This is a genomic window from Clostridium sartagoforme AAU1 (assembly GCF_000401215.1).
Taxonomy (GTDB): Bacteria; Bacillota; Clostridia; order Clostridiales; family Clostridiaceae; genus Clostridium; species Clostridium sartagoforme.
Genome location: NZ_ASRV01000225.1, coordinates 34,919 through 49,081, shown reverse-complemented (window position 1 = coordinate 49,081; position 14,163 = coordinate 34,919). Strand labels below are relative to the sequence as shown.

13 protein-coding genes are annotated in these 14,163 nt (G+C 26.6%); 10 read left to right on the top strand and 3 right to left on the bottom strand.

Annotated features, from left to right (window positions below):
* The coding region (locus A500_RS17845; protein ID WP_016208973.1) for a helicase-related protein at positions 1–1,039 on the top strand (1,039 nt) is incomplete at its 5' end.
* A 406-nt stretch (positions 1,040–1,445) separates the two neighbouring features.
* Here the strand turns inward: A500_RS17845 and guaC are convergent.
* The 3 genes from guaC to A500_RS17830 form a co-directional block, all read right to left on the bottom strand.
* Positions 1,446–2,429, bottom strand: a complete 984-nt coding sequence (gene guaC, locus A500_RS17840; RefSeq protein WP_016208972.1) for a GMP reductase — start codon at positions 2,427–2,429, stop codon at positions 1,446–1,448.
* Between the two features lie 245 nt (positions 2,430–2,674).
* The gene (locus tag A500_RS17835; protein ID WP_016208971.1) at positions 2,675–3,253 is read right to left on the bottom strand and encodes a hypothetical protein; all 579 of its coding nucleotides are present in this window, start codon (positions 3,251–3,253) and stop codon (positions 2,675–2,677) included.
* A 66-nt stretch (positions 3,254–3,319) separates the two neighbouring features.
* Entirely contained in the window at positions 3,320–3,871 is a 552-nt protein-coding gene (locus A500_RS17830; RefSeq protein ID WP_016208970.1) for a TetR/AcrR family transcriptional regulator, read from the bottom strand.
* A gap of 211 nt (positions 3,872–4,082) precedes the next feature.
* On the opposite strand from A500_RS17830, the gene A500_RS17825 reads away from it, so the two are divergent.
* The 9 genes from A500_RS17825 to A500_RS17785 all read left to right on the top strand — a co-directional run bounded on the left by A500_RS17825 (position 4,083) and on the right by A500_RS17785 (position 14,091).
* Positions 4,083–4,784, top strand: coding sequence for an ABC transporter ATP-binding protein (locus tag A500_RS17825; RefSeq protein ID WP_016208969.1), 702 nt, complete (start codon positions 4,083–4,085; stop codon positions 4,782–4,784).
* Positions 4,785–4,793: 9 nt separating this feature from the next.
* The gene (locus A500_RS17820; protein WP_016208968.1) at positions 4,794–8,195 is read left to right on the top strand and encodes an FtsX-like permease family protein; all 3,402 of its coding nucleotides are present in this window, start codon (positions 4,794–4,796) and stop codon (positions 8,193–8,195) included.
* A gap of 94 nt (positions 8,196–8,289) precedes the next feature.
* Positions 8,290–8,850, top strand: coding sequence for a hypothetical protein (locus tag A500_RS17815; RefSeq protein ID WP_040437135.1), 561 nt, complete (start codon positions 8,290–8,292; stop codon positions 8,848–8,850).
* Between the two features lie 170 nt (positions 8,851–9,020).
* Positions 9,021–9,608, top strand: coding sequence for an ECF transporter S component (locus A500_RS17810; RefSeq protein ID WP_016208966.1), 588 nt, complete (start codon positions 9,021–9,023; stop codon positions 9,606–9,608).
* Positions 9,609–9,722: 114 nt separating this feature from the next.
* Positions 9,723–10,259 carry a UBA domain-containing protein gene (locus A500_RS17805; protein ID WP_016208965.1) on the top strand — a complete coding sequence of 179 codons (537 nt, stop codon included), beginning with the start codon at positions 9,723–9,725 and terminating at the stop codon, positions 10,257–10,259.
* A gap of 413 nt (positions 10,260–10,672) precedes the next feature.
* On the top strand, positions 10,673–10,987 hold the full coding sequence (locus A500_RS17800) for a hypothetical protein (RefSeq protein WP_016208964.1): 315 nt from the start codon (positions 10,673–10,675) through the stop codon (positions 10,985–10,987).
* 645 nt (positions 10,988–11,632) lie between these two features.
* Positions 11,633–12,172 carry a UBA domain-containing protein gene (locus A500_RS17795; protein ID WP_016208963.1) on the top strand — a complete coding sequence of 180 codons (540 nt, stop codon included), beginning with the start codon at positions 11,633–11,635 and terminating at the stop codon, positions 12,170–12,172.
* Complete coding sequence (locus A500_RS17790; RefSeq protein WP_016208962.1) at positions 12,165–12,845, top strand: response regulator transcription factor; 681 nt, start codon at positions 12,165–12,167, stop codon at positions 12,843–12,845. The genes A500_RS17795 and A500_RS17790 overlap by 8 nt, the downstream gene beginning before the upstream one ends.
* Positions 12,838–14,091 carry a sensor histidine kinase gene (locus tag A500_RS17785; protein WP_016208961.1) on the top strand — a complete coding sequence of 418 codons (1,254 nt, stop codon included), beginning with the start codon at positions 12,838–12,840 and terminating at the stop codon, positions 14,089–14,091. Before A500_RS17790 ends, A500_RS17785 begins: the two co-directional genes overlap by 8 nt.
* Positions 14,092–14,163: the final 72 nt, after the last annotated feature.

The window sequence follows — 14,163 nt, the reverse complement described above, 5'->3', positions numbered from 1 at the left end:
GGAAAAATCAGTTTTTACAATTGTTATGACGGGTACTCCTATACCAAACTCATATGTAGATTTACATAATATGCTGCATATTCTATATAACGATGAGTATAAAGAATTTTTTGGATTTACAACTAGAATGTTAAAAAACTTATCAGAAAGTGAACGGAAATTGGTTAATAATAAAATTCAGCCATTTTTTTGTAGAACAACTAAGCAACAATTGTTAGTACCTTCAGTTAACGAAGATGAGTTAATAAAAGTTGAAACAACAGCAGAAGAAGTAGAATTATTTAAAATTATTAAATCAAAATACAGAAGTAATAAACTAGCATTATTTATAAGATTATTACAATTAGAATCTAATCCTAACATGCTTTTGAAATCGGTTGATTTAACAGCCTTTAAAGATATATTAGAAGAGACTGATGATATAGATAATGTAGATTTTGTAGATTATTCAGATGATGTTAAGAATCTAGTAAAAAATATTAAAATAACTACCAAAATGAAATCATGTATTAACTTAATAGAGACTTTAGTTCAAGAAGGTAAAATCATAATAGCATGGTGTATCTTTATTGATTCTATTAAACAAATTGAGCAATTATTGATTGATAAAGGCATTAGAGTAAAATGTATTTATGGTGAAATTGAATTAAGTGAAAGATTAGAGATTATTCAATCATTTAAAAATAAAGAATTTGATGTATTAGTCACTAATCCACATACACTTGCAGAATCAGTATCATTACATTCAGTATGTCATGATGCTGTATACTTTGAATATAGCTACAATTTAGTCCATTTATTACAATCAAAAGATAGAATTCATAGATTAGGACTACCTGATGGTCAGTACACACAATACTATTATTTGCAAAGTAATTACAGTTTTGATGGAAATGAATTTTCTATTGATAAACAAATATATGAAAGACTTATGGAAAAGGAACAGATAATGTTAGATGCCATTGAGAATAATGAACTAGAAGAAGTAACAAGCTCTGAAGAAGATTTAGAATTGATTTTTGATAAATTAATGTACTGAACTAAATTAAATATAAGAATTTTATTATAATTATGCTATGAATTTAGGAAAAGAAAAAGATAGTTATTAAAATTTATTAATGACTATTTTTACTTTAATACATGGAAATATAAGCTATAAATTATTCATGAATATTGATGAATGTGAACTAAATGAAAGAGTATTGGAACAATATATACAAAACCATGACTAATAATAAGCCAACCTACGACCTAGATATAAATATATCTTAGGGAAAAGTAAAGAAACCATAATAATTGATTTGAGATGTGGCTCAGGGAGGAATCTAATAAAAAGTTAGCAGAGGTTTTAGAATCTATGGGTAGAATACCTTTTAAGAGCTAAGAATAAAAAAATAAATCTACTACTAGTTAAATATTAGTAGTAGATTTATTTTAAAATATTTCTAATACACTCTATCACCATTAAAAATTGAATTTTTAACAACTACATAATCAACAGTTCTGATTGCATCTAGTTTTTTGCCTCCAGCATAGGAAATAGATGATTGAAGGTCTTGTTGCATTTCTATTAAAGTATCTTTTAGGGAGCCTTTATAGTCCACAAACATTTTCTTTCCTTCAACATTTTTTCTTTCACCCTTTTGGAATTCAGAAGCAGAACCAAAGTATTCCTTATAAAGCTTTCCATCTCTTTCAATAGTTTCACCTGGAGATTCTTCATGCCCTGCAAACAGTGAGCCTATCATAACCATAGAAGCACCAAATCTAATTGACTTAGCTATATCTCCATGAGTACGGATACCTCCATCTGCAATAATTGGCTTACTTGCAGCCTTTGCACACCAGCGAAGTGCAGCTAATTGCCAACCTCCTGTTCCAAAGCCTGTTTTAATTTTAGTGATACATACCTTTCCAGGACCAATGCCTACCTTTGTTGCATCTGCGCCAGCATTTTCCAACTCTCTTACTGCTTCTGGTGTTCCTACATTTCCTGCAATAACAAAACTTTTAGGTAAATGCTTTTTTATGTGATGAATCATATTTATAACTGCATTAGAATGGCCATGAGCAATATCAATTGTTATGTATTCTGGTGAAAGGTTTTCTGCTTTCAATTGTTCAATAAAGTTATATTCTTCACTTTTAACTCCAACACTTATAGAAGCAAATAATCCTTTTAGTTTCATATCTTTAATAAATTGTATTCTACCCTCTGGGTTGAAACGGTGCATAATATAAAAATATCCATTTTCTGCCAGATAAGCTGCAATTTTTTCATCCATAATAGTCTGCATATTTGCAGGAACTACAGGTAATTTGAAAGTTCTTTCTCCAAAAGTTATAGACGTATCACATTCAGAACGACTGTCTACTATACATTTTGTTGGTATTAATTGTATATCTTCATAATCAAATACATTATCCATTTTTACACCTCTATATACGAATAATTTTTACATATGTCAATTTAAAGTTCGTTTATTAAGTATATTATACATGTACTCTATAGATATGTCAAAACCAAATAAAGTATTTTTAAATACACAAGCTTATTATAGCCAGCACAATTTTCTTTATGTAAAACTATAGACTTCAAAATGCTTAAAGCCCCAAATATCAGGCTATAGGATATTGTAAAACTTATCTGATATTTAGGGCTATTTATTTTAAATTATTTTTCTAGTAAATTTCTAATTTCATCAATTTCTTTAGTTAATTCATTTATACGTGATTCTAATATCTTTATTTTATCAGTATCATCATAATTAGACTTTGAACTAGAATTTGAGCTTTCTTTTTTTTTGCTTGAATTTTTATTATCATTACTAGAAGTACTATTTTGTGAAGTATTTGTTGAGGTTGTAGTACAGAATGGATTATTTATATTATAATTTTCAGGGCTAAAATATCTTCCAGGCCCTATTTGAAAGTATTGTTGTTGAGCATTATATGTTAAAATTGCTTGACCAACTAGTTGAAGCCAGTTACCTAATGCATTTTGAACATTAAAAGGAGTACTTCCAGCTATTATATTTCCAAGTATTTCTCCTATTATTATAAATAACTCAGGATTCAAAGACTGAAATCCATTAGGTATATCATTACATCCTATATTAGAAGAGCTATTTGTATTGTTAGAACTACTATTACTATTAAAGTTATTTTTCGTAGAATCATTATCTTTATTAGAAATTGTATATCCACAAGCTTTAGCTAAGTCTTCAAAATTATTCCATCCATTAAAGTTCAAATTTTCCTCATAATATAATTGATTTTATTTATTATATTATTTTTTCTTTAAAATCGTTACTTTATATTAAGGTCTAAATGAATTAATATCATTTATGATTTGAACTATTTCTTTAGGAGATTCATTTAAATCATGTTCTAACCATGTTTGAATAACTGAAATAATACCACCAACAGAATATCTTATAAAATAGTCTAAAAACACATTATCAATTTTTGAACGGCTAAGTAATTTATCAATCTGAGCTTTATTAGCCACATAGAGAATACGGTCTATAATGTTGCTTTCCATTTGTTTACTAAATAATATCTTGCATAACTCTTTATTTTCACCAATTAATTCAATAACTTTAAGAAGTAAAATATCTTTATAGGCTTCAACTGGAGTTTCTTCAATATATATTAATATTTGATTAAATAATTCATCCTCTATTGATTTAAGTAGATGGTAGGCATCTTTATAATGAGTGTAAAAAGTTCCTCTATTAATATTTGATTTTTTACAAATATCAGTAACAGTAATTTCATGAATTTTTTTATGTTTAAGTAAGTCAATTAAGCTTTCTTTTATTATTTTTTTAGTATATAAAATTCTTCTATTTCCTTTAATTCCTGACAATTAACTCATCCTTTTTACTATTTATTAATCATTTTCAAAAGTAAATGTTATTAAATAAACAAAAATGGACAAAATGTATATTTAATAACACTATGAAAATATGTGATTATTGTAACTTATTTATATATTATTTATACTTAGAATTATAGCATTAACTAAACAAGCTGTCTATTTAATAACATTGAGGTAGATACAAACAAAGGAGAGCGAAATGTCATATATAGAAATAAAAGATGAATATAAAAGATATAAAATTGGAGATAACATTATTGCAGCAAACAACGGAATTAACTTTTCAATAGAAAAAGGAGAGTTTGTTATTATTTTAGGACCAAGTGGTGCTGGAAAAACAACTGTACTAAATATACTTGGAGGAATGGATACTTGTGATGAAGGTAAGGTAATTATTGATAATGTTGATATATCAAAGTTTAATAATAAACAACTTACCAATTACAGAAGGTATGATGTAGGATTTGTATTTCAATTTTATAATTTAGTTCAAAATTTAACGGCAAAAGAAAATGTAGAGCTTGCAACACAAATTTCAAAAAATGCTTTAGATGTTGATGAAACCCTTGAGTTAGTTGGACTTGGTCATAGAAAAGGTAATTTTCCATCCCAACTATCTGGAGGAGAACAACAAAGAGTAGCTATAGCAAGAGCAATAGCTAAAAATCCTAAATTACTATTATGTGATGAACCAACTGGTGCCCTTGATTATAAGACGGGAAAACAGATATTAAAAACACTGCAAGATACATGTAAAAATACAGGAACAACAGTAATTGTAATAACTCATAATTCAGCTCTTGCACCAATTGCAGATAGAGTTATACAAATTAAAGATGCAAAGGTTAGAAGTATTGAAGTAAATGAAAATCCTGTTTCAGTTGATTCTATAGAGTGGTAGAGGATAAAAATGAGAAATATAGCATATAAAAAATCAATAATAAGAGAAATATTATCTTCAAAAGCAAGATTTATTTCTATATTAGCAATAATATTTTTAGGAGTTACTGTTTATTCTGGAATAAAATCAGCTGGCCCAGATTTAAAAGATTCTATAAATGAATTTTTTAGAAAGCAAAACTTAATGGATAGCAAGATAGTGTCTAGTATAGGGCTAAATGATAATGATTTGAAGTTATTACAAAATAATGATAAAATTTTAGATTATTATGCAACTCATAGTATAGATGTAAACTTAACTAATACTAACAATGTGGTTAGGTTTATGGAGTATGATCCTAATGAAGTTATGAATAAAACTATTGTTACAGAAGGTAGATTACCTGAAAATAGTGGAGAAATAGCTTTAGATAAAAATGCTTTAAAGGAAAATGAAAACTTTAAAATAGGAGATGAGTACACAATAGAATCTGATGTAGACTTAGATGAGTATTTCAGTAAGAAAACTTTTAAGATAGTTGGATTTGTACAAAGTCCTATGTATATAGAAAATATATCTAGAGGTACAACGACTGTTGGAAAAGGAAGCATTGATTACTTTGCAATTATGAATAGTAGTGATATATCAATGGATGTATATACTGAAATATATGTACAATTTAAAAATGTAAAGGACATTGGATCATATAGTGATGAGTATAAAGAAAAGATGGAAGAAAATAATAAGTATCTTGAAGATTTATACTCAAATAGAGCTATAGAAAGAATTGAAGAAATAAAATTAGAAGCACAAAAAGAGCTTGATAAAGCTTATAAGGAAATAGAAGATGGAGAAAGAAAGCTTCAAGATGCTCAAAAAGAAATAGATGATGGGAAACTTCAGATTAGTGACGGTAAAAATCAATATGAAGAAGCTGTAGAAAAGTATAATCAAGAAATTAGAGATGGAGAATTAAAACTAATTGAAGGCGAAAAACAATTAATTAATGGACAAAATGAGTTAGATAAGCAAAAAGAACAATTTTTAAATGGAGAAAACCAACTAAAGAATGCTAAAGACGAACTTGATAATGTAAAACAAGAATTTTTAAATCAAGGCATAGACCCTACTCAAGATACAAAAGAGTATGAAAAGCAAATAGATAGTTTAAAGATGTTAATTACAACATATAATACACTTTCTAATGATATAAAAGAAACAGCAAGCAATATAAAAGATGGTGACAAAATTCGAAATGAAAAAATTCAATATTGGAAAGGTGTCATATCTAATCCTGGTTTAGGATTAGATAATCTAAGTAGCTTAGTAAGTAATCTAGAAAAAAATCCAAATGATATTTCTATAGCATTTAGTATTTCAAATGCAATAGATGGCGCCAGTAAAATAGTAGGTGAAAATAAATTCAAATTAGAAACTTTAGTATCTGGAATAACTAAGTATCAGCAAGGGATAACCGCTTATGAAGAGCAAGTTAAAGTTTTTAATGAAGGTAAGATAAAACTTGAAGAAGCCCAAAAGCAATTAAATAAAGGACAAGAAGATATAATAAAAGGAAAAACAGATCTTGAAGAAGGCAAAAAACAAGGGAAGTTAGAACTTGATAAGGCTAAGAATGATCTTTTAGATTCAGAGAAAAAATTACTTGATGGCGAAAAAGAAATTGCAGAAAATAGAGAAAAGTTAATTGATGGGCGAAAAGAATTAGATAAAGAAAAAGAAAAGTTAAATGATTTAGATGATAGTAAATATTATTTCTTTAACAGGGAAGATAATCCCGGCTATACAACTTATAAAGGTTCAATTGATAGCTTAGATAAAATAGCGTTAGTATTTCCTGTATTTTTCTTCTTAGTTGCAGCACTTATATGCTTAACTACAATGACTAGAATGGTAGAAGAAAATAGAGTAGAAATAGGAACATTAAAAGCTTTAGGCTATACAGATTTAGAAATATCAAGGAAATTTGTAGTTTATGCAGCATTGGCTAGTATTTTAGGAAGTATCATTGGTATAGTAATTGGAAGTAGTGTACTTCCATATATAGTTAGTAAAGCATATTCATCTTCATTTACTTTACCAAATGTAAATATATATTTTTATCCGTCATATATAATTCAATCTTTAATAGCTTCAATAGTTTGTACAGTAGGGGCAGCTTTAATTGTATTAAAAGGAGAATTAATGGATAGTCCTTCTAATTTAATGAGAACAAAGGCTCCAAAGGTTGGTAAGAAGATATTATTAGAAAGAATTACACCTTTATGGGAAAGATTAAACTTTAATCAAAAAGTTACATTTAGAAATCTATTTAGATATAAACAAAGAATGTTAATGACAATACTTGGCATATCAGGATGTATGGCTATGCTTGTTGCAGGATTAGCCCTTGAAAAATCTAATTCTTCAATTATGGATATTCAATTTGGCAAATTAATAAAATATGATGCTATGATAATATTTAATGATAAGAATATTGAAAAAGAAGATGAAGATTACAATGAATCTCTAAAGAATTTAAAGGGATATGAAAGCAGCTTAAATATTTATCAAGATTCAGTTACTTTTAGCAAAAAAGGTGTGAGCAAACAAACTGCCACTATGTATGTACCAGAAAATATAAATGAATTAAATAAGTATATATTATTAAATGATAGGGAAAGTGATAATGAGTTTAAACTATCAAATAATGGTGTAATTATAAATGAAAAACTTGCAAAACTTTTAGATGCATCTGTAGGCGATAATATAGTTGTAACAGATTCAGATAATAATAATCATGAAGTTAAAGTAGATAATATAGTAGAAAATTATGCTGGACATTATATATATTTATCACCAGAATATTATAAAGATATATTTAATAATGCTCCAATATATAATGCACAATTACTAAAATTAAATTCAGATAGGGAAGATGATGACAAAGTATCTACTACTCTCATGGATAATGATAAGGTAATAAATGTTACTCTTGCTTCAAAGATGAAGAAATTAAGTGAATCTGCTGATTTAGGATTGGTTATGATAGTAATAATAGTTGCATCAGGAAGTTTGGCATTTGTTGTATTATATAATTTAATAAATATAAATGTATCTGAGCGTATAAGAGAAATATCCACAATAAAGGTATTAGGTTTTTATGATAGTGAAGTAGCAATGTATATATTTAGAGAAAATATAATACTTACTATATTAGGAATACTATTAGGCACATTCCTTGGAAAGATATTATATGTATTTTTAGTAAGTACAGCAGAAATGGATAATATGATGATGATTCCAACTGTAGATATGAGTGGTTATATAATTTCTAGTTTAATTACAATGTTTTTTGCGCTATTAGTTATGATAATGATGCATATAAAACTAAAAAAGGTAAATATGGTAGATGCATTAAAATCTATTGAATAAAATATTTAAAATAACTAAGAATATTTATATATGTTCTTAGTTATTTTTTATTAAAGATTTAGCAAAATGATTTATAAAAGGAGTTGACTTAATGATGGGAAAAAGAATGAGTAAATTGATAGCATTAATAATAATTATAATGCTAACTAGTGCCAATATATCATATGCTCAGACAACTACTAATATATTATATATTCCATCAACTGATCCAATTTCACCATATGGACCTCAAATAGAAGACTTACAAAATAAAGAAGATATTCTTAAAAATTTACAAGATATTAAAAGAATAAGAGGAAACTTAATTGTTATTAATATAAATGAAAATTCAACAACCGAAGAGTTAAAAGAAATTGATAAGGATATAGATTTTTATATACAACAACTTGAAACTATTAAAAAAAATTTAGATAATCATAAGCTTTCATATAAAGATTCTTTTCCAGATTTATTTTTTTCAGAACAAATTTTACTTATAGTTGATAGTTATATTATAAGCCTAAGGCAGCAGCAAAATTTAATAAGGTCATTAGAAACTAATAAGGCGGAAGCAAGAAAGTTATTTTATTCAAGTTATCTAATACCAGTATATTACTATCTTACTTTAGGAGATCAGATGGTAGCCTATATTGACACTTATTTTACATTATCCTAAGAAAACTTGAAATTTTAATAATTATTTATTATTACTATATAAAAATCCACTAAAGCAATTTTGATTTTAGTGGATTTTTATAATTTTACAATGTATGCATACAATTGACAAAAATTAGCTTTGATTAATACAATATATGTAAAGATTTATAATTCAAGGGGGCAATTATTGTGAACAGAGAAATTAAATTTAGAAAATTAGTACAAGCAGCACTATTATCAGCATTATGCTTTGTATCATTTACTTATCTGCAAATTAGGATACCAACTCCAGGTGGAGGATCAACTTCACTTCATATTGGGAATGCATTTTGTGTCTTAGCAGCTTTATTGCTTGGAGGATGGTATGGGGGATTAGCAGGTGCGGTAGGTTTAACAATTGCAGATTTACTTGATCCCGTATATATATTAGTAGCACCTAAAACTTTTATTTTAAAACTATGTATTGGATTAATAACAGGATTAATAGCTCATAGATATGCCAAAATAAGTGCAAGCAATGATAAAAAATATATTTTAAAATGGAGTATCATTGCATCAATTGGGGGTTTAGCTTTTAATGTGATTTTTGATCCTATTGTAGGATTCTTTTATAAACAATATATATTAGGGCAACCACAAGAAGTAGCAGCAACTTTAGCAAAATTAAGTTCAATTGCAACATTTATAAATGCAGTAGTTTCAGTAATATTAGTAGTGCTTATTTATAATGCAGTAAGACCAATTTTAAAGAAAGCAGGGTTACTATTGCCTATTTAATATAAAAAATAAAAATTTTAATCTAATTTTAATCTTTCTTATATTTTAGATTAATCTTCTAAAAGTATTATATAACCATGATAAATGATTAAAAAATACATGGAGGTAAATCAAATGGAAAGAAATGAAATGATTGAAATTATAATTGCAAAGGCTAATATAAATCGTGAAGAAGCAATAGAGGTATTAGAACAGTTTAACTGGGATGTTGTAGATTCAATTATACATTTAGAAAGACAAGGGAAAGTAGAAAATAATGAAACCACTACAATAATTGAAGTTAAGGAAGAATACCAAGAAAAACAAGAAAATAATAAAAAGAGAGAAGAAAGCTATGGAGGAATTGGAACAATCATTGGCAGAATATTTAAAGGAATGGGGAAAGTTATAAAAAAGGCAAATGAGAACTTCTTTGAAATTAGAAAAGATAATGAAAAGCCAATGAGAATATCATTAATAATAGCAATACTTCTATTAATATTCTTATCTGTACCAACTATAATATTATTAGTGCTTGGATTATTCTGTGGATATAGATATTCATTAAGTGGATCTTACATGAAGTATGATGGAGTAAATGATGTGTTTGAAAAAGCATCAGAATCAGCAGATAATATAAAGAGAGATTTTAAAGAAGGCTATGAGAAATAATAAAATAATGAAAAATTAAGGTGAAAAATCCTTAAGGTATTTTAAAATTAAAGAGAGCTACTATGCTAAGAGTTTTGGGGAAACTTACTGTGCGGAGACGAACCAACAACCCTAAGGCATAGTAGTTTTTGCGTATTAAGATTATTCTTTTGTATCTTTACTCTTTCTTATTTCATCGATAATAGCATATGTACAAAGTACCATTGAGAAAACAATTATTGTAGTTACTACAATACCAATTTGATTCTCTTGAAACTTTAGTATTTGAAATAAAATAAGAAATCCAACAACAATAACAATTGATAATAGAAAAGCTTTAATCCTATTACTTTTCTTTATTAAATTTATTGATTTAATATTTTGTATATTTTAAATTTCTGTAGACAAAATAATCTTGAAAGGTGGTTGTTATAATGAAAAAATTTATTTCTACATTTCTAATTTCTCTATGTTTATCATTCTTTATATTTACTCAATCAGTATACGCTATAAATATATTTAATGAAGGAGTTTACCAAGTTTCTGATTTTAATTTATCACCAGGAAATAAATATATAGTGCAAAATATTTCTGAAAATCAAAGTATTTATTTACAAGTCTTTGATGAAAATCAAATAATTCTTCAATCCATTCGCCTTCCTCCTAAATCTGATAAATTCAATTTAACTACTTTGTTACCAGACTATAGAATTGTAATTGTTGGTAAAGGTAATGTTTATATATCTTAAATATTTTGTCAACAATAATACTTATATCATTCACTAATAGTGTTAATGCAAGTACAACATCTAATTACCAATATCCCTATTAAAATCATGATTCTTCATGAGTATATGAATATTCAATCTATTAGCTTAATACTATATAACACTAAATTTTATCTCCGTAACATTGCGCAAAAAAATAATAACAATAATTGGTGACGGAGAAGTAGCACTATCATTTGATAAAATTAGTTAACTTATACTGTAAAATTATTTAAATACTGTATTATATCAGAAATGAATATACAGTGTTTCTTTATTTCTCAATAATTTCAAATTACAAGCAATTTATTAATTCACAGTTATTTTCATTTTAAGTATCTCAATAATTCAAATTTTCTCTTCAAAATTAAATTATATATAATCAATAACCTACTTCTTATCATGTAAAAACCATAAAATTGCATCGTAATTTATTAAAAATGATATACTTATGACAAGTAAAATAGTAAAATTTATATATATTGGGAAGAATCTAAAAAGATGTAGCAAGCACATAAAAGTTTCATTTTAAACTTATAACCTGACACCTGTTACTTTTTACCTTTTACCTGTTCCTTCTTCCCTGATCAGATATGAACTATAAATTATAAATATGGAGGTTTATTTATGGATGAACTTAAATTAATAGATAAACTGCGTAAAAAAGCAAATATAAGTTATGAAGAAGCGAAAATTGCTTTAGAAAGTAATAATTGGGATATATTAGAGGCTTTATTATACTTAGAAGAGAATGGAAGTGTAGAAAAACCTTCTGTTAGTATTTTTTATACTAATGAATTAAGATATAGTGGAGCAATACAAGAAGTTAAAAATAATAAAGAATATAATTATAAAGCATCAAATGGATTTCAAGGAATTTTTGAAGCTATATGCAAATTTATAGATACATGTAATAATATTTTTTTAGAAATAAAAAAGAGAGAGCGTGTGTTTTTAAGAATCCCAATTACAGTAGTAATTTTACTTTCGTTTTTTATGTTTTGGATAATTATACCTTTAATAATTATTGGATTAATATTTGATATAGAATTTTATGTATATGCAAATAATGTTAATGCAGATAAGATTAATAAAGTATTAAATGAAATTTCAAGATATTCAAGGGATATAAAAGAAAAAATTAAAAGGGTGATTAAAAATGGTTAAGATTTTAATAGTAGAGGATGAAGAAAAATTAGCAAGATTTATTGAACTTGAGCTAAAGCATGAAGGCTATGAAATATTAAAAGCAAATAATGGTAGAGCAGGTCTCGAAATTACAGAAAAAGGCGAGGTGGATTTAATTCTTTTAGATATAATGCTTCCAGAAATAAATGGTCTTGAAGTATTAAGAAGAATCAGAAAAACTTCTGATATTCCAATTATAATGCTTACGGCAAGGGATGCAGTTATGGATAAGGTATCAGGTCTTGATGCAGGTGCAGATGATTATATAACTAAGCCATTTGCAATAGAAGAGTTACTTGCAAGAATAAGAACAGCTTTAAAAAAGAGGATAGTTACAATAAAAAAAGATGAAGATATAATAAAATGTGGTTTATTATCATTAGATAAAATGAAGCATAAAGTAATGTATGAGGATAGAGAAATAGAACTTACAAATAGAGAGTTTAATTTATTACAAATATTAATGGAAAACAAGAATATAGTACTAACGAGAAATACTCTTATGGAAAAGGTATGTGGGTATGACTATATTGGAGAAACAAACGTAATAGATGTTTATGTAAGGTATTTAAGAACAAAGATAGATGATGTTTTTAATGTAAAAATAATAACTACAGTTCGTGGTGTGGGGTACGTAATTAAAGATGAGTAAGAAAATTAAGACAAAAAATGTTACATCCATTGCAATAAAATTAAATTCTAGTTTTGTAAGAAACTTATTTTTTAAGTTTATTATTATTGATATATTTATAATTGCTGGATTTATTGGAGTCTGGTGTATTGAAAGTGAAATAAGCTTTTATGGAGAACTTGTAAGAAGCGCTAAAAGGTCATTTAACTTTTATCCTATAGAAACAGCAACTTATAAAGTTATTTGGGATAATGGAAAAGTTTTGATAAAAGAGGCTAGCACTTTTTTAAATCTTTTAATAAAAGTAATTGAAGCTATTGGAATCATAGAAGGAATAATACTATTAGATCAAATGATATTTGGTACTGCAAAAAATAGAAGAATTTTAAAACCACTTAATGATATAGCAGAAGCTGCAAGCAGACTTAGTGATATAGCTTTTGATGAACAAAAATTCCAAAGCCTTGAGGATGCGATATCTAAAATAAGTCCTTATTCATCTGATGAAAGAATTCATATTGGAGATAGTGATCTTCAGGGACTTGAGGAAGCAATTAATAACTTATTAGACAGGATGAGAGAATCTTATAGACAACAAGCAAGATTTGTTTCAGATGCTTCACATGAGCTTAGGACTCCTATTTCTGTGATTCAAGGTTATGCTAATATGCTAGATCGTTGGGGAAAAGACGACGAAGAAGTGCTAGAGGAATCTATATTAGCAATAAAAAGTGAATCAGAGAATATGAAAAATTTAGTTGAGCAGTTATTATTTTTAGCTAGAGGAATTAATGGTAAAACAGAGCTTAAGATTATAGATTTTTCACTTAATGATATGATGAAGGAAGTATTAGAAGAATCTAAAATGATAGATAAAAATCATATATATAGATATATAGAATCGGAAAACATAAATGTATATGGGGATATAGCTTTACTTAAACAAACAGCTAGAATATTAATAGAAAATGCAGTGAAGTACACAGATAATGGGGAAGAAATAATGTTAAAGGTAGGAAAAAATAATGAAAATGAACCTTACTTTTATATTCAAGACAATGGAATAGGAATAGATGAAAAAGATGTATCACATATATTCGAACGGTTTTTTAGAGCTGATACTGCAAGGGTTAGAAAAGATGGTGGTACAGGTCTTGGGCTTTCTATTGCAAAATGGATTATAGATAGTCATAGAGGTTATTTGAGTGTTTTAAGTAGAAAAGAAATAGGTACAAGAATAACAGTTTTTTTACCCAAAGAACAATAAATTATATTAAAAATATTACTGGAAATTTTGTTTCCAGTAATATTTAATAAATAAAAATCTTAATTACACAAA